This is a genomic window from Nocardia sp. NPDC051929 (assembly GCF_044548645.1).
Classification (GTDB): Bacteria; Actinomycetota; Actinomycetes; order Mycobacteriales; family Mycobacteriaceae; genus Nocardia; species Nocardia sichangensis.
Genome location: NZ_JBIUCG010000017.1, coordinates 62,584 through 86,888, shown reverse-complemented (window position 1 = coordinate 86,888; position 24,305 = coordinate 62,584). Strand labels below are relative to the sequence as shown.

The following is a 24,305-nucleotide window of genomic DNA, read 5'->3' as shown; positions in this document are numbered from 1 at the left end:
GAAGGGGACGCGGGTGGACGACCTGCCGTTCGATTCGCTCTACCGGCACGGCTTCGCCCGGGTGGCGGTCGCGGTACCCCGGATCCGGGTGGCCGACCCCGCCTACAACGTGGAACAGACCGTCGAGCTGGCCACGCAAGCCGCGGCGGCCGGGGCGGTGCTCACGGTGTTCCCCGAGCTGGGCCTCTCCTCCTACACCGCCGACGACCTGTTCCACCAGGACGCGCTGGACGCGGCGGTGGAGGCGGCGCTCGCCAGGGTGGTCGCGGCGAGTACGGACATCGACACGGTGCTCGTGGTGGGCGCGCCGCTGCGGGTGCACCACCGGTTGTTCAACTGCGCGATCGTGATCTGCCGGGGCATCGTGCTCGGCGTGGCGCCGAAGAGCTACCTGCCGAACTATCGGGAGTTCTACGAGAAGCGTCAGTTCGCGGCGGCGCGGGAGGCGCTGGAGGATCACGTCACCGTCGCCGGGCACCGGGCGCCGTTCGGATCCGACCTGTTGTTCCGCGCGAGCAATCTGGACGACTTCGTCTTCCACCTGGAGATCTGTGAGGACGGCTGGGTTCCGTTGCCGCCCAGCGGCTTCGCCGCGCTGGCCGGGGCGACCGTGCTGATCAACCTGTCCGCGAGCAACATCGTGATCGGCAAGGCGGACTACCGGCGGTCGCTGTGCACCTCGCATTCGGCGCGCTATCTCGCGGCATACCTGTACTCCGCCGCGGGGACCGGCGAGTCGACCACCGACCTCGCCTGGGACGGCCAGGCACTGATCTGCGAGAACGGCGACCTGCTCGCGGAGGGCGAGCGGTTCTCCGATCATCCCCAGCTGGTCACCGCCGACCTGGACCTGCGCCGCCTCGCCGCGGACCGGCTGCGCACCACCAGCTTCGCCGACAACGTGCACGACCACCGCGACCGGCTGACCTCGCTGCGGCACATCGACGTGCGGCTGCCCGTCCCCGAGGCCCCGGTGGCGCTGGAGCGCGAGCTCGCGCGCTTCCCCTACGTCCCCGCCGACCCCGCCTTGCGCAACGAGCGCTGCGCCGAGGTGCACCACATCCAGGTTGAGGGCTTGAGCACGCGATTGCGCGCCACCGGCACGCAGCGCGTGGTGATCGGGGTCTCCGGCGGCTTGGACTCCACGCAGGCGCTGATCGTGGCGGCCAAGACGATGGACCGGCTCGGCCTGCCCCGGGAGAACGTGCTCGCCTACACCATGCCCGGCTTCGCGACCAGCACCAGGACCAGGACCGACGCGCACCGCCTGATGGCCGCCCTCGGCGTCACGGCGCGCGAGATCGACATCACCCCATCGGCGACGCAGATGCTGCGCGACCTCGGCCATCCGGCCGCCGACGGCGCGCCGGTGTACGACATCACCTACGAGAACGTGCAGGCGGGCGAGCGGACCTCGCACCTGTTCCGGCTGGCCAATATGCACGGCGCGCTGGTGGTCGGCACCGGCGACCTCAGCGAACTCGCGCTGGGCTGGTGCACGTACGGCGTCGGCGACCACATGGCGCACTACAGCGTGAACGCGTCGGTGCCCAAGACGCTGATCAAGTACCTGATCGCCTGGGCGGTGGACACCGAGCAGTTCGGCGCCGAAGCGAACGAGGTGCTCTCATCGATCCTGCGCACCGAGATCTCGCCGGAGCTGATTCCGCACGAGGACTCCTCCGCGCCGGCCCAGAGTTCCGAGGCCACCGTCGGTCCATACGAATTGCAGGACTTCCACCTCTATTACCTGTTGCGCTTCGGCTACCTGCCCAGCCGTATCGCCTACCTGGCCTGGCACGCCTGGTCCGATCCGGCGACCGGCCGCTGGCCCGATCTGGTCCCCGCCGACCAGCGCAACGCCTACGACCTCGCCACCGTCAAGCACTGGCTGGGCGAGTTCCTGCGCCGCTTCGTGCAGACCAGCCAGTTCAAGCGCTCGACGCTGCCGAACGCGCCGAAGGTCGGCTCCGGCGGCTCGCTCTCGCCGCGCGGCGACTGGCGCGCGCCGAGCGACGCGTCCGCGGCCGCCTGGCTGGACGAGCTCGCCCGCAACGTGCCGGATGCCTGACCGGCGCGGTGTCCGACGCCCCGGATAGGGCCCGACGCACCCCTGCCTATGGTGGCTGCGTGAGTGAGAGATCCGGCTGGGATGCCATCGACGGTGCGTTGCGGCCGCTGTACGGCGACATCGAACCCTTCCATTGGGCCTCCGACCACCCGTGGTCGCTGGGCGGGTCCGACCCTCTCGACGGGATCAGCGCCTACTCACGCACCGATCCGGTGCCGCACTGGCACTACGTCAGTTATGGGATGACCGAGCTGTACGAGAAGGAGTGGGACAACCCGGCGGAGTCCGGCTGGGGCTTCGAGTTCACCTTCCGCTTGGCGCGCGGGCCCGAGGACACCGAGCCGCCCGTGTGGCCGACGAACTTCATGCAGAACCTCGCCCACTACGTCTTCCAGTCCGGCAAGTGGTTCGAACCGGGGCACACCATCAAGACGAACGGGCCGATCGCGGCCGGCCACGCGGACTGCACCAATCACGCGGTCTGCTTCACGACGGACCCGGAACTGGGCGCCATCGACAGCCCGCACGGCCGCGTGTTGTTCCTGCAGATCGTCGGGTTGACCATGCGGGAATACCGCGCGGCGCAAGGCGGGCGCGCCCTCGCACTGCTCGCCGAGCTGGAACCGCGACTACCCCTGTTCGTCACCGACATCCATCGCGAACCGTTGGTTCCCGAGCCGAAACCGCAAGCCCTCTGGCCCCGATGGGGCGGCGGCCTGGCCGGACGAGGGTGATCACGCCGCCTGCGTCGCGCGGTGTGCGATCGGAACGGCCGGGCGTGGTCCGCGGATACCGGCTCCCCGCGTGCGCAGCGCCCTGCGATGGCGCGCCCGCGCGGCGTGCGCGCACCGCAATCCGTTGACGACGTTGCGAATCTCGTGCGCGGCAACCGATCGCCGGGCCACGCCGATCACCAGCAAGAGCACCGCGAGGGCGAGCGCGGTCCGCGCACGGAACTTCCCGTCGCCCATCGGAATCAGGACTTCTCGGTCTTGATAACCGCGAGCAGCTCGCCCAGATGCGCTTCGGCGCTCGCCTTGTCGACGCCGAGATCACTGAGCAGACCGGCGCCGTTCTCCTGTTCCAGCAGCGCCAGCAGCATGTGCTCGGTGCCGATGTAGTTGTGCCCCAGCCGAAGCGCCTCACGGAAGGTGAGTTCCAGGACCTTCTTGGCCTCCGCGCCGAACGGGATCAGCGCGGGGACGTCCCCCTCGGCCTGCGGCAACGACGCGGAAGCGGCGGCGGAGATCACGTCGACGGACACGCCCTGGTGGACGAGTTCGTGCACCGCGAGACCTTGGGGTTCGGTGAGCAACCCCAGCACCATGTGCCCGAGGGAGATCTCCCGATTGCCCGCGGTACGCGCGGCCTCCTGCGCCGCCATCACGACCGCCCGCGCTCGCGGGGTGAAACGGGCGAAGCCCGCGTTCGGGTCCATGGCCGCCGCGGCGGCCGGATCGGGCACCTTGGGCACGAACCGCTTCTGCGCGGCCTGCTTGGTGACGCCCATGCTGGCGCCGATATCGGTCCACGAGGCGCCGGAGCGCCGGGCCTGGTCCACGAAGTGGCCGATCAGGTGGTCGGCCACTTCACCCAGGTGATTCGCCACGACGACGGCATCGGACAGCTGTTCGAGCACATTGTCGGGACGGGCTTTCTTGATGCCGTCGATCAGGTCGTCGAGGCGGAATTGTTCGGTCATGCGTCAACCATAAGTTGACGATGACCCATCGTCAACCGTTAGTTGACGGTGCGACTCACGGGCGCGCAGACCAGGCCGCGCCGCGCACGATGCGTTCCTTCACCCACGCGGCCGTGCGCCCGGTCAGCACCGTCCTGGCCGGTGCGTCGTCGGCGCGCACCGCTTGGACGACCCCGTCGCCGCGACCCAGGCTGAGGCACTGGAGCACATAGCGGAACCGCAGCTCCTTCGGCTCACGACCACGCATCAGGGCGATGGCGGCGTCCGCCGCGTGCTTGCCGGTCGGCAGCGCGGTGGCACACGCCATGCGCAGTTCGCGTCCGCCCGGCCCCGCGACCACGGCGGCGTCACCTGCGGCGAAAACGTCCGGGTGCGACACCGAACGCAAGGTCGCGTCGGTGAGCACCCGACCGTCGGAATTCACCGCCAGACCGGAGCGGGCGGCGAGGTCGGGCACCCGGAAACCGGTGGTCCACACCGTCGCGGCGGCCGCAACCAGTGAGCCGTCGGCCAAGCGCGGCCCCTCGGCTGTCACCTCGATCACCTTGGCGCCGGACCGGATCTCGACTCCGAGTCGCTCCAGCGTCCGCGTGATGTGCGCCTGCGCCCGCGCCGACAGCCAGGCGCCCGGCTCCTCCGACCCGAGCAGCATCACCCGGGACTCCGGATGCGATTCGGCCAGTTCCGCCGCCAGCTCGATGCCGGTGGCTCCGGCGCCGACGATCGCCACCGGTCCGCCCGCCACGGCCAGACCGCGCACGTCTTCCTGCGTGGCGACCGAAAAGGCGTGTTCGGCGACGCCGGGGACGCTCGCGAGATCGGCGACGCTACCGAGGGCGTAGATCAAAGTGTCGTAATCGAGTGCGGGCGCAGTGTCGAGCACCACCCGACGCGCGACCGTATCGATCTCCGTCGCCAGGGCTTGCACGAAGGCGATGCCCTTGCTTTCCAGCGATTCCCGCAGATCCCATGCCGCGATCCGCTGCCCGGCCGCCTGCTGATGCAGCCGTACCCGCTCGACGAAGAACGCGTGCGCGTCCACCACGGTGATCCGAGCGTCCCGCGCCGTGCGAGCGAGCCTGCGGGCCGCCGCCAATCCCGCGTACCCCGCGCCGAGAACGACGATCCGATGCTGTCCGGTCATTGCTGAGGCTCCTTTCGATCGGCCATCAACACTCAGACCGGACAGGGCCCCGATCCCTGACAGACCGGTGCCGTGAAGCGCGTCACAGCGGACGGCGAAGCCGGTCCGGCATTGTGTCCACCGCGCCCGCCGACCCGCTCGCCCCGGCGAAATAGGCGAGCTTGTCCGGATTCACGATCAACCGCAGCGCGGTGACCGCGCCGTCGGCCTCGTCCACCGCGACCACGAGCAGTGGCGCACCGTTCACCCGTGCGACCGCGGCGGGCGCGCCGTTGACCTCCTCCACGACCAGCCGCATGCCGGGCACCTCCCAGCGCATGAGCCCGACGAGGTACCGCGCCACCTGCGCCGCACCTCGCACGGGACGGCGCGCCGCGTTCACCTTGCCGCCGCCGTCGGCCGTCGCGCTCACGTCGGCGGCGAGCATCTGCTCCAGCGACGCGACGTCGCCGTCGCGCGCCGCCTTCAGGAACCGCTCGACCAACTCGCGGGCATGGTCGGGCGTGATACCGAAGCGGGGGCGGTCCTCTCGTACCCGCAGGCCCGCCCTGCGGAAGATCTGCTGCGAGTTCGTCTCGGTGATATCGAGCATGTCGGCGATCTCGCGGTGCGCGTATCCGAACGCCTCGCGCAAGACAAAGACCGCGCGTTCGAGCGGGGTCAGCCGCTCCAGCGCGGTCAGCAGCGCGAGCGAGACCTGTTCGCGCTCCTCGACGGTCTCCAGCGGTCCGAGCTCGCCTCGCGCGGTCGGCACCGGTTCGGGCAGCCACGGCCCGACGTAGCTCTCCCGCCGGGCCCGCGCCGAAACGAGCCAGGTGCGGCACAGATTCACCAGCGCCGTGGTCAGCCAGGCCTCGGCGGAGCGGATACCGCCGCGGTCGGCGCCGTCCCAGCGCAGATAGGTCTCCTGCACCGCGTCCTCGGCCTCACCTGCCGAGCCGAGCATCCGATAGGCGAGCGCGAACAAGCGCGGTCGATGCCCCTCGAATTCCCGCAAACCGTCCGGCTCCATACGCACCTTCCTCCACCCGCCCGACGGACATGACCGTACCGCTCCCAGCGCAGCGCGCGGAGGTGCCGATGCGCCGATCCGGCGACACGGCGCATTGGCACGGCGAAGTGGAAGCGGCCGCTCCGGAAGCCGCCGCTAGAGCTCCGCGCGCGGCGGCCCATCACCGTTCTGGCGTTGCTTCGCCCCAGGTCGGCGCAGCCGCAGCCGGGCCGAGCCGCGGATCGCCGGACGCGGGATGGTCGGACGCGGAATCGCCGGACGACGGATGCCTGGCAGCCGCCGGTCCGCCCGTCGTTGCGCACGCCGCTCGGCGGGTTTGTGCGTCCAGGTCTCCGGACGCGCGGCCACCCAGCGCTGGGAATGCCAGGCGAACGGGATGTGGCCCAGATACAACGCGACCAGCACCAGCAGCAGCACGATCGGATACGTGACCAGCGCCGCGGCGGCGAGCGCGACCAGCACCAGCAGCCCGGCCGCGGCCTGCGGCGCCACCGACACCGATTTCATGGCCAGCGTCGGGATGGTGCTGACGCACAGCGCGGCCGAGAACACCGTCCACGCCGCGACCTCGTAGAAGCCGACCCACCAGCCGTCGCCGAACTGCACGAACAGGGCCACCGGCACCATCGCGATGAGCGCGCCCGCCGGAGCGGGCACACCGACGAAGTACTCCCGCGACCAATCCGGCCGGGTGTCGTCGTCCATCAGGGTGTTGAACCGGGCCAGGCGCAGCACGATGCTGACGGCGAACAGCAGCGCGACGATCCAGCCGACGCTGTTGCTGCTGAGCAGGGTCACGTACAGCACCAACGCGGGGGCGACGCCGAAGGAGATGGCATCCGACAACGAGTCGAGCTCGGCGCCCATCTTCGTGGTTGCGTCGAGCATTCTGGCCAGCCTGCCGTCGAGGGTGTCCAGCACGGCCGCCGCGCCGATCATGGCCAGCGCGATACCGAGTTTGCCGTCGAGGCCGAACTTCACCGCCGACAGCCCGGCGCACAGCGCCAGGATGGTGACGATGCTCGGCAGCAGGCGGACGGACCGCCGCCTGCGCCGCTGGGTGGATACCGCCGCTTCCATCACGCGTCAGCGGATGTGCCGAGCACGGCGAGCACTGTCTCGCCGCCGATGGTGCGCTGGCCGGGCTGCACGAGCAGTTCGGTGCCCGCCGGGAAGTAGGTGTCGACCCGCGAGCCGAAGCGGATCAGGCCGTAGGTGTCGGCGATGGTCAGCACGTCGCCGACCTGGGCGTCGCAGACGATCCGGCGCGCGAGCAGCCCGGCGATCTGCACCACGACGACCTGGTCGCCCTCCGGCGTCTGGAGCACCATGCTGTTGCGCTCGTTCACCGAGCTCGCCTCGGGCAGGTCGGCGGAGCGGAACTGGCCGGGCTGGTGCAGCACGGTGCGCACGACGCCGGAAACCGGTGTGCGCTGCACGTGGACGTCCAGCACGGACAGGAAGATGCTCACGCGCGGCAGCGGCGCGTCGCCGAGACCCAGCTCGGCGGGGGGAGCGGCCGTGTCGACCAAGGCGATCTCGCCATCCGCCGGGGCGACCACGACGCCCGGGCGGTTCGGCGGCACGCGACGCGGGTGACGGAAGAAGGTCGCACAGGCCGCGGCGGCGAAGAGTCCGGTGCGCCGCACCCATTTGCGCTTGCCGCCGACCACGGCGACCGCCAAGGGTGCGGCGACGAACGGAAGCCCGGCGGGATGCAACGGAGGGATCGCGTTGCGGACCAGATCGACGACGTGGCCGACTCCGGTGCGTTCAGGCGTGCCGGGCGGGGTGGGACGGCGGGCCACAGGCTCCTCTTTCGTGCTCGATGCAGACGGTTTGCGCCGTATCGACGATAGGACCGGCGCAAGCGTTCACACCTTACGGGAAAGGAGCCTGTGGCACGCGGGGTCAGGACCTGACTCGGGCACCGGTGACCAGTCGAACCAGGAACAACAGGATGACGGCACCGCCCAGACAGGTGAAGAAGCTGAACCAAAGGCCGCCACCCTCGACGTCGACTCCGAGCAGCTTCAGCAGGAACCCACCGAGCAGACCGCCGACCACCCCGACGACAATATTGAGCAAGATGCCCTGTTGGGCGTCCGTCTTCATGAACTTGCTCGCGATCCATCCGGCAAGACCGCCGATGATGATCCATCCGATAATCCCGAGACCGAGCATGGTGTCCTCGCATTCAGTTGGGCCACGCCTCGTGCAGCAGTGGCGTGCTTCGACGTGATACCCACCGATTGTCGGAATACGCGCGGCAGATGAGCGACTTTCAAGCTAATATGAGGAAGCCTCATGTCTGTTCGCCAATGGACAGTGGCTGATGAGGGACCGATTTCGATGCTTCGGGGCACCCCCGGCGGCGTCGCCGCAGGTACATAGGAGACGCAGATGGCTGCTCGAATCGCCCAGACCACCGGCGCTGAGCACACGGCGATCCTCGGGCTCGGCGTTTACCGCCCTGCTCGAGTGGTCACCAACGACGAGGTGGCCGGCCCGATCAACTCCAGCGACGAGTGGATCAGGACCAGGTCGGGAATCAGAACCCGCCGGTTCGCCGACGAGTCGGAGACGATCCAGAGCATGAGCGTCGCGGCCGCGCGCGGCGCGCTGGAATCCTCCGGTATCGCGGTCGACCAAGTCGATTGCGTGATCGTTGCTACATCCACCCACCTGTTGCTGACGCCGGCCGCCGCCCCGCGCATCGCCACCGAACTCGGCATGAACGGCTCCGCCGCCTTCGACGTCTCGGCCGGGTGCGCGGGCTTTTGCCACTCGATCGCGCTGGCGTCGGATCTGGTCCGGGCGGGCACCGCTTCGCACGTCCTCGTGATCGGCGTGGAGAAGCTGACGAACACGGTCAACCCGAAGGACCGTTCCACCGCCTTCCTCTTCGCCGACGGCGCGGGCGCGGTGATCGTCGGCCCCTCCGACGAGCCGGGCATCGGCCCCACCGTATGGGGCTCGGACGGCACCCAGCACCACGCCATCCGGCAGGACAAGGACTGGATGGAGTTCTTCCACGAGATCGACGAGAAGGGCCTGGACGCGGTGCGGCCCTATCTGGCCATGGAGGGCACCGCGGTGTTCCGGTGGGCCGCGCACTCGCTGGAGAAGGTGTGCCGCGACGCCATCGACCGCGCGGGCCTGTCTCCCGAGGACCTGGACGCGATGATCCCGCACCAGGCCAACGGCCGGATCATCGAGATCATGGCCAGGGTGCTGAAGCTGCCCGAGCACTGCGCGCTCGCCAACGACATCGAGGAGGCGGGCAACACCTCGGCCGCCTCGATCCCGCTGGCCATGGAGGCGTTGCTGCGCAAGGGTGAGTCGAAGCCGGGCGATACGGCGCTGCTCATCGCGTTCGGCGCGGGCCTGTCCTACGCCGCTCAGGTCGTGAACCTGCCGAACTGGAAGTAACCGCTCCCACTCGCCGCGGCCGGGTCACGACATCTCGTGCACCGGCCGCGGCGAGCACCGCGCTCAGGCGCCGGCTTCGACCGCCGCCTTGACCTTGCCCAGCGTCTCGTTCATGCCGCGCACCAACGCCTCCTCGAACGGGATCTCGCCGCCCAGCGCGGCCTCGATCGCCTTACGGGAGAACCAAGTGGTGCCGTTGGGCACATCCCGCCGCTCGATCAGCCGCGTGCCGGACTCGGTCGGCTCCAAGGTGTAGCTCCACACCGTCCGGTTCTCGGTGACCCGGAACGCGAACGCCTTGTTCGGCTCGAACCGCACGATGCGTGAGGTGGTCGGCCAGAACTTCTTGCCGTCGCGATTGAGATTGAGCGTCCAGGTGCCCGCCTTGAGCGAGCCGAGCGCCACCATCCGCACGCACTGCGGACTGAACTCCCGCATCCGCTTCAGATCGGAGATCACCGCCCACACCTGCTCCGGGGGCGCGGAGATGTCGATGCTGGCTTCGAGATTTTTCGGCAACGCTGCCTCCGGGATACGAGCGACGGACCGACGACCATCCGTCCGAACGCGATGTGACGAGTCGCGCACATTTTAAACGCGCCGACAGTTGCGTCACATTTTCGCTACTCGCGCACCGGCCGGTGTAATGATCGGCGCACAATAACGGATACATGAAGCACAGACACCGCCTCCAACATTTCGGCGTCCAACGTGAGGTGATCGGCCGTGAAACTGCGCTCCCTGCTCCATCGTCGTCCGGCGGACCCGGTTCCGCTGCTTCCCGCCATCGAGCCGGAGGACGGGCGAAAAGCGCACGGCGCGTCGGTCTTTCCGCCACGTAGTGTTCGCGGGGCCGTGCAGGAAGAACGTCTGGAGCGTCTGCTCACCCCGCGTGAGCTCGATCTCGTCTTGCACCATCGCCTCTGAGCCCTCGGCGAACGCCCACGACAGACCGCGCCGCGAGGCTCCATACTCGACAGGTGACTTCACCCGCTGCCACGAAACCGGCCATCCTGAGCGTCGACGACGACCCGGGCGTCTCCCGGGCGGTCGTCCGCGACCTGCGCCGCCGCTACGGCGCCGATTACCGGATTCTGCGCGCGGAATCGGGTCCGCAGGCCCTGGACGCGCTGCGTGAGATGAAGCTGCGCGGGCAGCCGGTCGCCGTGTTGATCGCCGACTATCGGATGCCGGGCATGGACGGCATCGAATTCCTCGAGCAGGCGATGGACCTGCACCCCTACGCGCGCCGCGTGCTGCTGACCGCCTACGCCGACACCAATGCCGCGATCGACGCGATCAACGTCATCGACCTCGACCACTATCTGCTCAAACCGTGGGACCCGCCGGAGGAGAAGCTCTATCCCGTGCTCGACGGGCTGATCGACGCTTGGCGCAGCAGCGAGCATCGGCCCGTCACCGAGACCAAGGTGGTCGGCAATCGCTGGTCGCCGCGGTCGTCGCAGGTGCGGGAATTCCTCGCCCGCAACCAGCTCCCCTACCGGTGGTACCTGGCCGACGAGCCCGAGGGCGCGCGCCTGCTGGAAGCGGCGGGCGCCGACCCGGAGCGCTGTCCGGTGGTGATCACTTCCGCGGGCGACGCGCTCGTGCAGCCCACCGACAGCGAACTGGCCCAGAACGTCGGCCTGACCGTCGACCCGGCGGGCGAGTTCTACGACCTGATCGTGGTGGGCGGCGGTCCCGCCGGTCTCGGTGCGGCGGTCTACGGCGCGTCCGAGGGTCTGCGCACCGTCCTCGTCGAGCGGACCGCCACCGGCGGCCAAGCGGGGCAGAGTTCGCGCATCGAGAACTACCTCGGCTTCCCCGACGGCTTGTCCGGGGCGCAACTGGCCGACCGGGCCCGGCGACAGGCGGCGAAATTCGGCGCCGAAGTGATCACCACGCGCGAGGTGGTGGGGCTGGAGGTGAACGGGTCCGCGCGCACCGTGCGGTTCGCCGACGGCGGCAGACTGTGCGCGCACACCGTGATCATCGCGACCGGCGTCGACTACCGCCGCCACCCGGCGCCGGGCGTCGACGACTTCACCGGGCGCGGCGTCTACTACGGATCGGCGATGACCGAAGCGTCCGAGTGCGCCGATCACGAGGTCTACATCGTCGGCGGGGCGAACTCCGCCGGTCAGGCCGCGGTGTTCCTGTCCCGCAACGCGCGCACCGTGCACCTGGTGGTCCGGGCCGATTCGCTGGAACAGTCCATGTCGCACTACCTCATCCAGCAGATCGCGCAGATCGCGAACATCGAGGTGCACACCAACACCGAGGTGATCGCCGCCGACGGTGACGATCACCTCCAGCAGATCGTGCTGCGCAACAACAAGTCCGGCGCCGAGGAGAAGGCCGACGCGGAGCGGCTGTTCCTGTTCATCGGCGCGGCGCCGCAGACCGATTGGCTCGACGGCGTCGTCATCCGTGACGACGCAGGTTACGTGCTCGCCGGGCCCGACCTGATGGTCGAGAGCGCGCGCCCCGCGGGCTGGGAGCTATCCCGGCCACCGCATCACCTCGAAACCAGCGTGCCCGGCGTGTTCGTGGCGGGCGACGTGCACGCCGAGTCGGCCAAGCGCGTCGCCTCCGCCGTCGGCGAGGGCGCCATGGCCGTCATGCTCGTGCACCGCTATCTCGCGTAACCAGGAGGCCGCAGATGACTTCGAACCAGACCGCGGACCGCAGCAGCAGGTCGGTGTGCGACCCCGCCGAGCTGCGCACCCTGTTCCTGTTCGAGAAGCTGAACGACGAGCAGCTGGAATGGCTGTGCGCCGACGGCCGGATCGAGACGATCGAACCCGGTGTCGTCTTCCGCGAAGGCGAACCGGCCACCTGTTTCTACGTGTTGATGGATGGCGAGCTGATCCTCACCAAGCAGTCCGGCGGCGCGGAGATCGAATTGGTGCGCACCGAGCATCACGGCGCCTACGCGGGCGCTTGGATGTCCTACATCGGCGACAAGGTCGACCAGACCTACAGCGGGACGATGCAGGTGACGCGGCCGGCGCGGTTCTTCGTGCTGGACGCCGAGATCTTCGCCAGGATGATGCACGAGTGGTTCCCGATGGCCGTGCACCTGCTCGAAGGGGTGTTCTTCGGCAACCGCAACACCAACGCGCGCATCGGTGAGCGCGAACGACTGCTCGCGCTGGGTTCGCTGTCGGCCGGCCTCACCCACGAGCTCAACAACCCGGCCGCCGCCGCGGTGCGCGCCACCGCGGGCCTGCGCGAGCGGGTCGCGGGCATGCGGCACAAGCTCGCCATGATGGCGGAGGGCAAGTTCGATCCGTCGTCCTTGGGTTCCTTGGTGCGCCTGCAGGAGGAGGCCGCCGCCCAGGTCGCGAAGGCTCCGGAGCTGACGCCGATGGAAGCCGCCGATCGCGAGGACGTGCTCGGCGAATGGCTGGAGGACCACGGGATCGCCGACGGCTGGAACCTCGCGCCGAACTTCGTGCAGGCCGGGTTCGACACCGACTGGCTGGAGCGGGTGGCCGCCACCCTGGACGGCTCGCCGGAGCAGGTGTTCCAAGGGGCCATCCGCTGGCTGAACTACACCATCGAGACCGAGCTGCTGATGAACGAGATCGCCGACTCGACGACGCGCATCTCCGCGCTGGTGGGCGCCGCGAAGCAGTACTCGCAGATGGACCGCGCCCCGTTCCAGGTGGTCGACATCCACGAGCTGCTGGACAGCACCTTGGTGATGCTCAGCCGCAAGATCGGCGACGGCGTGCACGTGGTCAAGGAGTACGACCGGACGCTGCCGGAAGTGCCGTGCTACGCGGCCGAACTCAACCAGGTGTGGACCAATCTCATCGACAACGCGGTGTACGCGATGAACGGTGAGGGCACGCTGACCATTCGCACCAGGAAAGAGAACGACTGCGCGGTCGTGGAGATCGGCGACACCGGGCCTGGCATCGCGCCGGAGGCCCGCAACCGGATCTTCGAGCCGTTCTTCACCACCAAGCCGATGGGCGAGGGCACCGGACTGGGGCTGGACATCTCGTTCCGCATCGTGGTCAAGAAACACAACGGCGACATCAGGGTGGACTCGGAGCCGGGCGACACCAGGTTCACCGTCTGGCTGCCGCTGCACCGCCCAGAACAGGATCGAGCCGGAATCGACACGGAAGGGCAGTCATGACCGAGCAGCTCGCGGGCATCGATCCCGCGGTACCGCCCAGTGGGCCGGGTTGCGCGGAGTGCGAGCAGCACTCCGGCTGGTGGGTGCATCTGCGCCGGTGCGCCCAGTGCGGGCATATCGGCTGCTGTGACACCTCCCCCGCGCAGCACGCCACCGCGCACGCGAAGAGCACCGGTCACCCGTTCATCCAGAGCTTCGAGCCGGGTGAGGACTGGTACTACAACTTCGAAACCGAAGAGATGTGCAGCGGCGGACCGGAATTGGCGCCACCGCACAGTCATCCCGCCGATCAGGGCGTCCCCGGCCCGCGCGAGCGGGTTCCCGCGGATTGGCAGGCACACATCCACTGATGCCGCCGGAACCGGTACGCTGCTGCCGACGCCGGGGCCTCCGGCGCCACGATCCACCCGGGAAAGCATCGGTATGAAACGAACTTCCGCCATCGTCCTGATCGCCGGGACGGTGGGTTTCCTGCTGGCAGGCTGCGGCGGAGGGGACGAGTCCACCGACGCGAACGGATTGCGCCAGGGCTCCGTGACCGCGACCGCGGCCGCCTCGGCCGCCCGCACGACGACCGCTCCCGGCACCGCGACGCCGAGCGGCCCGGCGGATACGGACGCCCCCGCCACGACGAAGCAGCGCGACCCGGCGCTCGGTCCGGCGTCGAGCACCACCTGCGGTGAGTTCCGCAAGCTCGACACCGACGAAGAGAAGGTCCTGATCGAGCAGATCCTGGCGGAGAACCCGGGCGGCCCGTTCGACGGCAGCCCGAACGTCGCGCTCGGCACGGCCAAACTGGTGTGCCTGGCGCCGAGCGTCGCCGACAAGTCGGTCGCGACCGCCGCGGGACTCGTCAAGAAATAGCCGAAAGCGTCGTCGTCCACCATTCCCGGACGGCGGACCGTGACCGAACGCGGGGCCGCGCGGCAGAATGGCACAGTGGCAGAACTGGCACTCACCGCCCGTCTGAACCCTTCGGCCGCCGATGCCCGGCGCGGGGTGGTCCGGCTGCATCCGGAGGCGCTGACCGCGCTGGGGTTGCGGGAATGGGACGGGATCATGCTGGTCGGCTCCCGGCGCACGGCCGCGGTGGTCGGCGTCGCGCGCCAGGGCACGCCCGCCGGGGTAGCCCTGCTCGATGACGTCACGCTGTCCAACGCCGGGCTGCGCGAGGATGCGACGGTGGTGGTCTCCCCCGCGACCGTCTACGGCGCGAGACAGATCACGGTGAGCGGTTCGGTGCACGCCACCCGCACGATCCCGGCCGCGACACTGCGGCAGGCGCTGCTGGGGAAGGTCGTCACCGTCGGTGACGCCGTCTCCCTGCTGCCGCGCGATCTCGGCCCCGACATCAGCTCCACGGCGGCCACCCAGGCACTGTCGCGCACCTTCGGCATCGCCTGGACCACGGAATTGCTCACCGTCACCGGCACCGATCCGCGCGGGCCGGTGAGCGTGCAACCGAATACCGCGGTGAGCTGGGGCGCGGGCGCGGTCGCCGCGCGGGACGCCGCCGATCTGGCCTGGGCCGGAACCCCGATCCCGGTGGGCGAGGCCTCGCGGGCCGCCACCGAAGCCGCCGCGTTCGACACCGCCGCGGGTAACAACGGCGCCGCGATGGTCCGGGCCACGGCGGCCGTCGACATGCAGAGCGTCTCGGTCGAAGTCCTGGCGGGCGGGCGCAGCCAGGCCGCGAAGCTCGAGGAGTGGCTCAGCCTGGCGTTGGACGAGCCCGAGCTGTTGCGCACGCTGGGCGCACGACCTCATCTCGGCGTGCTGATCACCGGCCCGGCCGGCGTCGGCAAAGCCACGCTGGCACGTGCGGTCGCGGGATCGCGGCGACTGGTGGAGCTGGACGGCCCCAGCATCGGCGCGGCCGAGAGCGGTGCGCGACTGCGCGAGGTCGCCGAGGCGGTGGCCGATATCGGCTGCGGCAGGGGCGGCGTCCTGCTGATCACCGACATCGACGCGCTGCTGCCCGCCGACCCCGAACCCGTCGCCACACTCATCCTCGACCAGCTGCGCGCCGCGATCGCGGGTCCCTGCGTCGCGTTCCTGGCGACCACCGCGCACCCGGCAGGCGTCGACCAGCGCCTGCGCGCCCCCGACCTGTGCGATCGCGAACTCGCGCTGCCGCTGCCCACCGCGGGCGTGCGCAAGGCGCTGCTGGAGTACCTGCTGCGCCGGGTGCCGACCGCGGAGCTGGAACTCGACGAGATCGCCTCGCGCACACCCGGATTCGTGGTGTCCGATCTGGCGGCGCTGTGCCGGGAGGCGGCGTTGCGCGCGGCGTCGCGGGCCAGAGAGCACGGCGAGCCGCAACTCACCCAATCCGACCTGCTCGGCGCGCTCGAGGTCATCCGGCCGCTGTCACGCTCGGGCATGGAGGAACTCGCCATCGGCAGCCTGAGCCTCGATGACGTCGGCGATATGGCGGAAACCAAGCAGGCGCTCACCGAGGCGGTGCTGTGGCCGCTGAAGCACCCGGACTCCTTCGCCCGCCTCGGCATCGAGCCGCCGCGCGGGGTGCTGCTCTACGGCCCGCCCGGCTGCGGCAAGACCTTCCTGGTGCGCGCGCTGGCCGGTACCGGTCAGCTCAGCGTGCACGCGGTCAAGGGCGCCGAACTGCTGGACCGGTGGGTCGGCTCGTCGGAGCGCGCGGTGCGCGAATTGTTCCAGCGGGCGCGGGATTCCGCACCCTCGCTGATCTTCCTCGATGAGGTGGACGCGCTGGCCCCGCGCCGCGGCCAGAGCGCCGACGCGGGCGTGGGCGATCGGGTGGTCGCGGCACTGCTCACCGAACTCGACGGCGTGGAGCCGCTGCGCGACGTGGTGGTGCTGGGCGCGACCAACCGGCCGGAGCTGATCGATCCGGCGCTGCTGCGCCCGGGCAGGCTCGAACGGCTGGTGTTCGTGCCGCCGCCGGATGCCGCCGCCCGCCGGGAGATCCTGCGCACCGCGGGCCGCGCGGTGCCGCTGGCCGACGATGTCGACCTCGACGCGCTCGCGGAGGAACTGGACGGCTACTCCGCCGCCGACTGCGCCGCGCTGCTGCGCGAGTCCGCGCTCGCGGCGATGCGCCGGGACGTACACGCGGCCGACGTCACCGCCGCCGATGTGCTGGCCGCCAAGACGGTGGTGCGGCCCTCGCTGGATCCGTCGCAGATCGACACACTGCGCCGCTACGCCGACAGCCGCGGGTAGGTCGCGGGCGACCCGCTTCGGACAATCTCCGGCAAACCGGCTCTTGTTGCCTTTTTCGCACCGGAGACATTTTCGGGCGAATCGTCGGCAATCACAAGATCACGTCGCCACCACGGGTATGTTCGACAACCGTGCGCAGGGTCGGCGACATTGTCGACGCGACCACGGCCTTCACCGGAGCCGCGGTCGCGGGCGTGACGCTGTTCCTGCCGGTCACCGTCAACACACAGGGGCAAGCCACGTCGTACCGGATCGCCGGGCTGCTCAACAGCGTGCCGCGCAGCGCGGCACTGGGCGTGATCGTCGCCGTGGCGGTCGCCGTGCTGGTCGCCACCACCTCGCGACCGCTGACCGGGTGGGCGACGGCCACTGCCGCCGCGCTGGCGCAGCTGATCAACCACTTCACCGGACGCCACGTGGCCACGGCCGAGATACTGACCACGCAGAACTACATCGACTCGATCTGCGCCGCCGTGCTGCTCGGCGGGCTCGGCGCGGTGGTGCTGCGCAGACCCTTGCCCGCCGCGGCGTTCGCGGTGGGCGGCGTCGGCTTCTTCGGCTTCGGCGATCTCGCCGGCCTGCTGAACATCAACGCGGATCCGTACGCGGTCCTGGAGACCCCGACGCGCTGGATGATCGGCGTGAGCTTGATCCTGCTGATGATCAGCACCTTGCACAACTGGAAGCGAACCGAGGACGCGAAGGAGCCGCACATGGCGATCGCGCTGCCGGTGACGCCGATCCTCGCCGCCATGGTGCTCGCGCTGGTGGTCCTGGCCGGCACCGAATGGCTGGGCAGGCAGTACAGCAAACTGCCGGGGGAGAGTCACGTGGTCGAGATCGTCATCGTCGTCGCGGCGACGATCGTCAGCGCGACCGCGGCCGCCATGCTGCTGCCCGGCCGCGACGGCACCGGCGTGTACCTGGCCGTGAGCCTGACCGCGGCGGTCGACGCGGTCGGCTACGCGGTGCGGCCCGGCTGGACCGCGCCGGTGCTCATCGCGCTGACCGCGGCCGGACTCGTCATCGGCGCCCGGATGCCATCGACCGCCCTCGCCATCCTGCTGCTGCTGGGCATCACGGTCTTCGCCCTCGTCACCTCGACGTCCGCGAGCACCGTCGCGTTCGCCGTGATCAGCGGGGTCATCGCGTTGACGGCGGGATACTGCTGCGGCACCGCGCGGCCGCACTACGCGCCCAGCGGCGTACTCGCGCTCAGCGCGCTGTATCTGCCGTCGGCGGTCTCGGTGATGCCTGACCGCGTCAAGGACTGGCGCGAGGACGTGGCGGCGCACGACGCGACCCCGGGCGGCACCGCGCTCGCCATCGTCATCGGCAGCGCCGTCGGGCTCGTCATGCTGCGTAAATTACGGCCACGCAGCAGGCCGCAAACAAATGGGCAACCAGAGAGCGAATCATTAGCGGACATATAGCTTCGGTTCGGGCGGATGACGGACACCATACTCAGCCCTTCCACGGAAAAAGCACGCTTTCCGTAGGCTTGTGCCGGACACCCCGCCGCCCCTACCCGACGGAGTGAAGTTTGCTCGCAATCCTGCTCGCTCATGCCGCGGCCGCCCTGCTGGCTCCGCTGTGGGTGCGGGCACTGGGGCGCAACGCATTCTTTCTACTGGCTGTGGTCCCGCTCGGCGGCTTCGCCTGGGTGATCGCGAATTGGTCCGAGCCGCAGCGAGTTCGGCTGACCTGGGCGCCGAGCATCGCCCTGAACATCGATCTGCGCTTCGACACCCTCGCGGCGGTATTGTGCGCGCTCGTACTGGGCATCGGGGCGCTGGTGCTGATCTACTGCGCCCGGTACTTCGAGGATGACGAACCGCGGCTCGGGGTGTTCGCCGCCGAGCTGGTCGCGTTCGCCGGCGCCATGTTCGGGCTGGTCACCAGCGACAACATGCTCCTGCTCTATGTGTTCTGGGAAGCGACAACGGTGCTGTCGTTCTTGCTGATCGGTCACAACGCCGAGCAGGCGGCCAGCCGAAGGGCCGCGATCCAGGCGCTGCTGGTGACCGGAGCGGGCGGACTGGCGATGCTGACGGGCATCGTCGTGCTCGGCACCGTGAACGGCAGCTATCTGCTGTCGGATCTCCTTTCCGGGACCAACCCGAGCGGGACCGCGGTGAATGTCGCGGTGGCCCTGATCCTGGTGGGCGCGCTCACCAAATCCGCCGTGGTGCCCTTGCATTTCTGGCTGCCCGGCGCGATGGCCGCACCCACCCCGGTGAGCGCGTACTTGCATGCCGCGGCGATGGTGAAAGCCGGCGTGTACCTGATCGCGCGCCTGGCACCGGCGTTCGCGCAGAACCCCGTGTGGCATCCGCTGGTGCTGACCCTCGGCCTCGCCTCGATGCTGCTGGCCGGGCTGCGCTCGCTCCAGGTGGTGGATCTGAAACTGGTGCTGGCCTTCGGCACGGTGAGCCAGCTGGGATTCCTGATCGTGCTGGTCGGCATCGGCACACCCGATGCCGCGCTGGCCGGAGTCGCGCTGGTCGTCGCGCACGCGCTGTTCAAGGCGTGCCTGTTCCTGGTGGTCGGGATCATCGACCACGGTGCGGGCACGCGCGATCTGCGCCGCTTGTCCGGGCTCGGCCGTCGGGCTCCCGTGCTGTGCGCCACCGCGGTCCTGGCCGCGCTCAGCATGGCGGGCATACCGCCGCTGCTCGGCTTCGTCGGCAAAGAAAGCGCGCTGAACGCCGTACTGGACGCGGACGTGCTCACCGCGCCCGTACGCGGCGCGGTGTTCACCGGAGTGGTGCTCGGGTCGATGCTGACCGTCGGCTACAGCATCAGGTTCGTCTGGGGCGCTTTCGCGGACAAGGACCGCGAGCCGGAACCCGCGGCAGGCGCCACGCCCGTCGCACACCACCCGAGCGAAGTACCCGTCGCCGAAGATCAGCCGGAAGCCGAGCGTCGTCTCCGCTGGCATCCGCCGGGTGCTCTGTTCCTCGCGGCACCGGTGATCCTCGCCGTCGCGAGCCTCGCGGCCGGTCTCGCCCCGTCCTGGCTCGACGCACGATTGCGCCCCTACGCCGAAACGCTGGCCGCCGTTCCGTTTTCGCATCTGGCGCTGTGGCACGGTTTCGATGCCGCGCTCGCGTCGACACTGTTGATCGTCGCGGTCGGCGTCGTGTTGTGGCGGCTGCGCGGCCGCTTCGCCGAATCGGCGCACCCGCGCCTCGGCAACGCCGACCGCGCCTACGACGCCACGCTGCGCGCGATGGACACCCTCTCGCTGCGGATGACCGGCGCGGTGCAGCGCGGGTCGCTGCCGCTGAGCCAAGCCGCGATCCTGGTCACGCTCATCGTCCTGCCGACCGTCCTGCTCGCCCTCGGCACCCGCACCGGAGTCACGCTGCGGTTGTGGGACTCGCCGCTGCAAGCGGCCATCGGCGCGATCATGGCGGTGAGCGCGCTCGCCGCGACGGTGCTGCGCAACCGGCTCGCGAGCGTGCTGGTCGTCGGGGTGACCGGATACGGCAGCGGCGTGATCTTCGCGCTGCACGGCGCGCCCGACCTCGCGCTGACCCAATTCCTGGTGGAGACGCTCACGCTGGTCATCTTCGTGCTGGTGCTGCGCGCTTTCCCCGCGACGATCGAGCCGAGCCGGACGGCCGCGTTCAAGCTGCGCAGAGCGGTCCTGGCCGTCGGGACCGGGACGGTGGTCGCGGTCCTGGCCGGGTTCGCCGTGGCGGCCCGCACCGCCGAACCCATCTGGCTCAGAATTCCCGATGCCGCCTACGAATTCGGCGGGGGGAAGAACGCCGTCAACGTCCTGCTCGTCGACCTGCGGGCGTGGGACACCCTCGGTGAGATCTCGGTGCTCGTCGTCGCCGCGACGGGGGTGGCCTCTTTGGTGTTCCGCAGCAGGCGCTTCGGCAGCGCGCCGCGCGCGACGGACTCCCCCGACTACGATCCGGAGCTGGTCAGCTGGCTGCCCGCGGGCCGATTGGTGGCCCGGGCCGAACGCTCGATGGTCCTGCAGATCACCACGCGGCTGGTGTTCCCGACCATCATGGTGCTGTCGGTCTACTTCTTCTTCTCCGGCCACAACGCGCCCGGCGGCGGGTTCGCGGGCGGGCTCACCGCTGGGCTCGCGCTGACCCTGCGGTACCTCGCGGGCGGCCGCTACGAATTGGGTGAGGCACTGCCCGTCGACGCGGGCCACATCCTCGGCGCCGGCCTCACCTTGGCCGCGGGCACTGCCGTCTCGTCGCTGCTGCTCGGCGCGCCGCCGCTGTCCTCGGCGATCATCGAGGTTTCGCTGCCGGTGATCGGGCACGTCAAGGTGGTCACCGCGCTGCTGTTCGATCTCGGCGTCTACCTCATCGTGGTCGGCCTGGTGCTGGACGTGCTGCGCAGTCTCGGCGCGCGCCTGGACAGCGAGCTGGCCGACGCCGAGACCCCCTCGGCGAACGGAGGTTCCGCGACGTGACCGCGAATCTGACCCTGCTGGTGGTGATCGGCATCCTCGTCGCGTGCGGGGTATACCTGCTCCTGGAACGCGCCGTGTCGAAGATGCTGCTCGGGCTGATCCTGTTCGGCAACGCGGTGAACCTGCTGATCCTCACCGCGGGCGGCGGTCGCGGCAAACCGCCCATCCGCGGCACGGCCGACACCGAGGAGATGGCCGACCCGCTCGCCCAGGCGATGGTGCTCACCGCCATCGTGATCACCATGGGCATCGCGGCATTCGTGCTCGCCCTCGCCTACCGCGCCTACATGCTCACCACCAGCGACGACGTCGCCAACGACCAAGAGGACGTGGATGTCGCCCGGCGTCGTATCGGAGAGGACCCGGAGACGTGAGCCTTTCACCCGGCCTGCTGCCGGTCCTCACCCCTCTGCCGGTGCTCGTCCCCCTGCTCGGCGCTGCGGCCACGCTGGTGTTCGGGCGCAGGCCGCGCATCCAGAGCGCGGTCAGCGTCGGGGCGCTCACCGCTGTCGTGGTGATCTGCGGGTTGCTGCTGTTCCTGGTCGACCGGGACGGCACCACCGCGTTGCAGGTGGGCGACTGGGCAGCGCCGATCGGCATCACCCTGGTGGTGGACCGGCTGTCGGCGGCGATGCTGCTGGTCTCGTCCATCGTGCTGCTGTCGGTCAACCTCTACGGCGCGGGTCAGAACATCCGCGACGGCGACGAGCGGCAGCCCACCTCGATCTACCGGCCCACGTATCTGGTGCTCACCGCCGGTGTTTCGGCCGCGTTCCTCGCCGGTGACCTGTTCAACCTCTTCGTCGGCTTCGAGATCCTGCTCGCGGCGTCGTTCGTGCTGCTCACCGTGGGCGCGACCACCGAACGCATCCGCGCGGGCGTGGCCTACGTGATGGTCTCGTCGGTCTCGTCGCTGATCTTCCTCGCCGGCATCGGGCTCACCTACGCGGCCACCGGAACGCTGAATCTCGCCCAGCTCGCGGTCCGGTTCGGCGCCGTGCCGGAGGGCACGCGCACGGCGATCTTCGCAGTGCTGCTGGTGGCGTTCGGTATCAAGGCGGCCGTCTTCCCGCTGTCGAACTGGCTGCCCGACTCCTATCCGACCGCCCCGGCGCCGGTCACCGCCGTGTTCGCCGGTCTGCTCACCAAAGTCGGCGTGTACGCGATCATCCGGACCCACTCGCTGCTGTTCCCCGACGGCGGCTTCGACTCGGTGCTGCTGGTGGCGGGCCTGCTCACCATGCTCATCGGCATCCTCGGCGCCATCGCGCAGAGCGACATCCGCCGTCTGCTGTCGTTCACGCTGGTCAGTCACATCGGCTACATGGTGTTCGGCGTCGGCCTCGCCAACGCGGCCGGGCTGTCGGGCGCGGTGTTCTACGTGGCGCACCACATTCTGGTGCAGACCACGCTGTTCCTGGTGGCGGGACTGATCGAGCGGCAAGCCGGATCCACCTCGCTGCGCAGGCTGGGCGGGCTCGCCGCGGCCAGCCCCCTGCTGGCCGTGCTGTTCCTCGTCCCGGCGCTGAATCTCGGTGGGATACCGCCGTTCTCCGGGTTCATCGGCAAGGTCGCGCTGTTGCGGGCCGGCGCCGAACGCGGCAGCGTGCTGGCCTGGGTGCTGGTCGGCGGCGCCGTGCTCACCAGCCTGCTCACGCTTTACACCGTCGCCAGGGTATGGAGCAAAGCGTTCTGGCGGCCCCGCGAGGACGCGCCGGAGGGCCATCTCACCGCGGCCAGGCCGCCGACGCTGATCGAGGAAGCGACCGACGTGCACTACGACGAGCGCACCGATCCCGGCCGCATGCCGCCGCTGATGGTGCTGTCCACCGCGGCCCTGGTGACGGTGGGGCTGTGCCTGACGGTGCTGGCCGGGCCGATCCTCATGATCGCCGACCGCGCCGCGGTGGACCTGCGCGATCCCGGCGTGTACATCGGTGCGGTGCTGGGCGAATCGCCGGGAAGCCCACGATGAGCGCCGAGCGGGGCCCGGTGCGCGACACGACCGTCCGCGTCGGCATCCTCGTATGGCTCACCGTGGTCTGGCTCGCCCTGTGGGGCGATCTGAGCATCGCGAATGTACTGGGCGGGCTGGCGGTCGCCGCGCTGATCATGGTGGCACTGCCGCTGCCGCGCGTGCCGGTGTCCGGGCGGCTGAACCCGTTTCCCCTGCCCGAGCTGATCGTGGCGAGCGCGTATTACGCGCTGGAGTCGAGTCTTCAGGTCGCCTGGCTCGCGATCCGCCCCAAGCAGACCCCGGTGTCCGGCGTGTTGCGCGTGTACTCCGGCACGAGATCGGATCTGGTGCTGGTGCTGTGGGCCGACCTGCTCAACCTGATCCCCGGCACCATGGTGCTGGAGATCGACCGCAGGCGCTGCGTCGTCTACGTGCACGTTCTCGATGTCGGCAGCGATGCGGCGGTGGACAAGTTCTTCCGGACCACCCGGCGGCTGGAACGCCTGCTGATCGAAACGTTCGAACGCCCGACCGGATGGCCGTACTCCCGGCCGCCCTCTCCCCCGGAGGTGACATCGTGACCGTCGTCGCCGTCCTCGCCGCCGTCATCCTGACCGCGGCGGCACTGATCACCACGTATCGCGTCGTCATGGGGCCGAGCACGCTGGACCGGGTGGTCGGCATCGACTCGCTGATCGCCATCGCCGCCTCCGGGCTGGCCGTCTGGGCGGCCTACAGCGCCGACACCACCGTGGTGCCCGCGATCGTCGCGCTGGCGCTGGTCGGGTTCCTCGGCTCGGCCGCGGTGTCCCGATTCCGAGTGCGGGACGACACATGAACCTCTGGCACGTGCTCGCGGGCACCCTGATCCTGTTCGGCTCGACGCTGGCGCTCACGGCGGCGATCGGGATCGTGCGCTTTCCCGACACGCTGACCCGGATGCACGCCGCCACCAAGCCACAGGTCATCGGGCTGATCCTGGTGCTGGCGGGCGCCGCGATCCAGCTGGGCGGACACGGCAACGTCTGGGCGCTGGTGCTGGTCGGGCTGTTCACCCTGCTGACCGCCCCGGTGATCGCCCACCTGATCGGCCGCACCGCCTACCGCGAGCAGCGCCACCGCGACGGCCTGTTGCGCGTCAACGAGATGCGCGACGACGACGTCGATTAGCCGCGTGACCGGC

Annotated in this window: 24 protein-coding genes; 16 read left to right on the top strand and 8 right to left on the bottom strand. The window is 69.8% G+C overall.

All coding sequences use genetic code 11. The annotated features are described in order from the left end of the window. Positions 1-13 precede the first annotated feature (13 nt). The gene (locus ACIHAX_RS23590) at positions 14-2,071 is read left to right on the top strand and encodes an NAD(+) synthase (protein WP_397279557.1); all 2,058 of its coding nucleotides are present in this window, start codon (positions 14-16) and stop codon (positions 2,069-2,071) included. Between the two features lie 59 nt (positions 2,072-2,130). Beyond that, positions 2,131-2,805, top strand: coding sequence for a suppressor of fused domain protein (locus ACIHAX_RS23585; protein WP_379249010.1), 675 nt, complete (start codon positions 2,131-2,133; stop codon positions 2,803-2,805). On the opposite strand, the gene ACIHAX_RS23580 is transcribed toward ACIHAX_RS23585, so the two are convergent. From ACIHAX_RS23580 to ACIHAX_RS23550, 7 genes are all read right to left on the bottom strand, one after another. Further along, positions 2,806-3,042, bottom strand: a complete 237-nt coding sequence (locus ACIHAX_RS23580) for a hypothetical protein (RefSeq protein WP_364424512.1) — start codon at positions 3,040-3,042, stop codon at positions 2,806-2,808. It lies immediately after the preceding gene. A 5-nt stretch (positions 3,043-3,047) separates the two neighbouring features. Continuing rightward, entirely contained in the window at positions 3,048-3,773 is a 726-nt protein-coding gene (locus ACIHAX_RS23575; RefSeq protein WP_364424514.1) for a Clp protease N-terminal domain-containing protein, read from the bottom strand. A 55-nt stretch (positions 3,774-3,828) separates the two neighbouring features. Continuing rightward, positions 3,829-4,917, bottom strand: a complete 1,089-nt coding sequence (locus tag ACIHAX_RS23570) for an NAD(P)/FAD-dependent oxidoreductase (protein ID WP_397279555.1) — start codon at positions 4,915-4,917, stop codon at positions 3,829-3,831. 82 nt (positions 4,918-4,999) lie between these two features. Further along, a complete protein-coding gene (locus tag ACIHAX_RS23565; protein ID WP_397279553.1) occupies positions 5,000-5,929 on the bottom strand; it encodes an RNA polymerase sigma-70 factor in 930 nt (309 codons plus the stop codon). 135 nt (positions 5,930-6,064) lie between these two features. Beyond that, positions 6,065-7,009 carry a phosphatidylcholine/phosphatidylserine synthase gene (locus ACIHAX_RS23560; protein ID WP_355071694.1) on the bottom strand — a complete coding sequence of 315 codons (945 nt, stop codon included), beginning with the start codon at positions 7,007-7,009 and terminating at the stop codon, positions 6,065-6,067. Then, positions 7,009-7,737, bottom strand: coding sequence for a phosphatidylserine decarboxylase (locus tag ACIHAX_RS23555; protein ID WP_355071692.1), 729 nt, complete (start codon positions 7,735-7,737; stop codon positions 7,009-7,011). The genes ACIHAX_RS23560 and ACIHAX_RS23555 overlap by 1 nt, the downstream gene beginning before the upstream one ends. Before the next feature lie 103 nt (positions 7,738-7,840). Beyond that, on the bottom strand, positions 7,841-8,113 hold the full coding sequence (locus tag ACIHAX_RS23550) for a GlsB/YeaQ/YmgE family stress response membrane protein (RefSeq protein ID WP_356962735.1): 273 nt from the start codon (positions 8,111-8,113) through the stop codon (positions 7,841-7,843). 219 nt (positions 8,114-8,332) lie between these two features. Here ACIHAX_RS23550 and ACIHAX_RS23545 point away from each other — a divergent pair, with 219 nt between their 5' ends. Further along, on the top strand, positions 8,333-9,361 hold the full coding sequence (locus tag ACIHAX_RS23545) for a beta-ketoacyl-ACP synthase III (RefSeq protein WP_355071688.1): 1,029 nt from the start codon (positions 8,333-8,335) through the stop codon (positions 9,359-9,361). A 63-nt stretch (positions 9,362-9,424) separates the two neighbouring features. Here the strand turns inward: ACIHAX_RS23545 and ACIHAX_RS23540 are convergent, their stop codons facing one another. After that, positions 9,425-9,880 carry an SRPBCC family protein gene (locus ACIHAX_RS23540; protein WP_397279551.1) on the bottom strand — a complete coding sequence of 152 codons (456 nt, stop codon included), beginning with the start codon at positions 9,878-9,880 and terminating at the stop codon, positions 9,425-9,427. Positions 9,881-10,087: 207 nt separating this feature from the next. On the opposite strand from ACIHAX_RS23540, the gene ACIHAX_RS23535 reads away from it, so the two are divergent. From ACIHAX_RS23535 to mnhG, 13 genes are all read left to right on the top strand, one after another. After that, positions 10,088-10,288, top strand: a complete 201-nt coding sequence (locus ACIHAX_RS23535; RefSeq protein WP_355156224.1) for a hypothetical protein — start codon at positions 10,088-10,090, stop codon at positions 10,286-10,288. A gap of 53 nt (positions 10,289-10,341) precedes the next feature. Beyond that, positions 10,342-12,009, top strand: coding sequence for an FAD-dependent oxidoreductase (locus ACIHAX_RS23530; protein ID WP_364424527.1), 1,668 nt, complete (start codon positions 10,342-10,344; stop codon positions 12,007-12,009). A gap of 14 nt (positions 12,010-12,023) precedes the next feature. Then, positions 12,024-13,514, top strand: a complete 1,491-nt coding sequence (locus tag ACIHAX_RS23525; RefSeq protein ID WP_364424529.1) for an ATP-binding protein — start codon at positions 12,024-12,026, stop codon at positions 13,512-13,514. After that, positions 13,511-13,864, top strand: coding sequence for a UBP-type zinc finger domain-containing protein (locus ACIHAX_RS23520; RefSeq protein WP_397279548.1), 354 nt, complete (start codon positions 13,511-13,513; stop codon positions 13,862-13,864). The genes ACIHAX_RS23525 and ACIHAX_RS23520 overlap by 4 nt, the downstream gene beginning before the upstream one ends. A gap of 73 nt (positions 13,865-13,937) precedes the next feature. Next, positions 13,938-14,378 carry a hypothetical protein gene (locus ACIHAX_RS23515; RefSeq protein ID WP_355071679.1) on the top strand — a complete coding sequence of 147 codons (441 nt, stop codon included), beginning with the start codon at positions 13,938-13,940 and terminating at the stop codon, positions 14,376-14,378. Positions 14,379-14,453: 75 nt separating this feature from the next. Then, a complete protein-coding gene (locus tag ACIHAX_RS23510) occupies positions 14,454-16,718 on the top strand; it encodes an AAA family ATPase (protein ID WP_355071677.1) in 2,265 nt (754 codons plus the stop codon). Positions 16,719-16,849: 131 nt separating this feature from the next. Beyond that, entirely contained in the window at positions 16,850-18,151 is a 1,302-nt protein-coding gene (locus tag ACIHAX_RS23505; RefSeq protein WP_397279546.1) for a hypothetical protein, read from the top strand. Between the two features lie 110 nt (positions 18,152-18,261). Then, positions 18,262-21,165: a Na+/H+ antiporter subunit A gene (locus ACIHAX_RS23500; RefSeq protein ID WP_364424536.1), complete on the top strand. Its 2,904-nt coding sequence runs from the start codon at positions 18,262-18,264 to the stop codon at positions 21,163-21,165. Next, on the top strand, positions 21,162-21,539 hold the full coding sequence (locus tag ACIHAX_RS23495) for a Na(+)/H(+) antiporter subunit C (RefSeq protein ID WP_355071672.1): 378 nt from the start codon (positions 21,162-21,164) through the stop codon (positions 21,537-21,539). Before ACIHAX_RS23500 ends, ACIHAX_RS23495 begins: the two co-directional genes overlap by 4 nt. Further along, positions 21,536-23,140 (top strand): Na+/H+ antiporter subunit D, encoded by a 1,605-nt coding sequence (locus ACIHAX_RS23490; protein WP_355071671.1) that lies wholly within the window; start codon positions 21,536-21,538, stop codon positions 23,138-23,140. The genes ACIHAX_RS23495 and ACIHAX_RS23490 overlap by 4 nt, the downstream gene beginning before the upstream one ends. Continuing rightward, positions 23,137-23,703, top strand: coding sequence for a Na+/H+ antiporter subunit E (locus tag ACIHAX_RS23485; protein WP_355071670.1), 567 nt, complete (start codon positions 23,137-23,139; stop codon positions 23,701-23,703). The genes ACIHAX_RS23490 and ACIHAX_RS23485 overlap by 4 nt, the downstream gene beginning before the upstream one ends. After that, entirely contained in the window at positions 23,700-23,960 is a 261-nt protein-coding gene (locus ACIHAX_RS23480; protein ID WP_356962749.1) for a monovalent cation/H+ antiporter complex subunit F, read from the top strand. The genes ACIHAX_RS23485 and ACIHAX_RS23480 overlap by 4 nt, the downstream gene beginning before the upstream one ends. Beyond that, a complete protein-coding gene (gene mnhG, locus ACIHAX_RS23475) occupies positions 23,957-24,292 on the top strand; it encodes a monovalent cation/H(+) antiporter subunit G (protein ID WP_355071667.1) in 336 nt (111 codons plus the stop codon). The genes ACIHAX_RS23480 and mnhG overlap by 4 nt, the downstream gene beginning before the upstream one ends. Positions 24,293-24,305 lie beyond the last annotated feature (13 nt).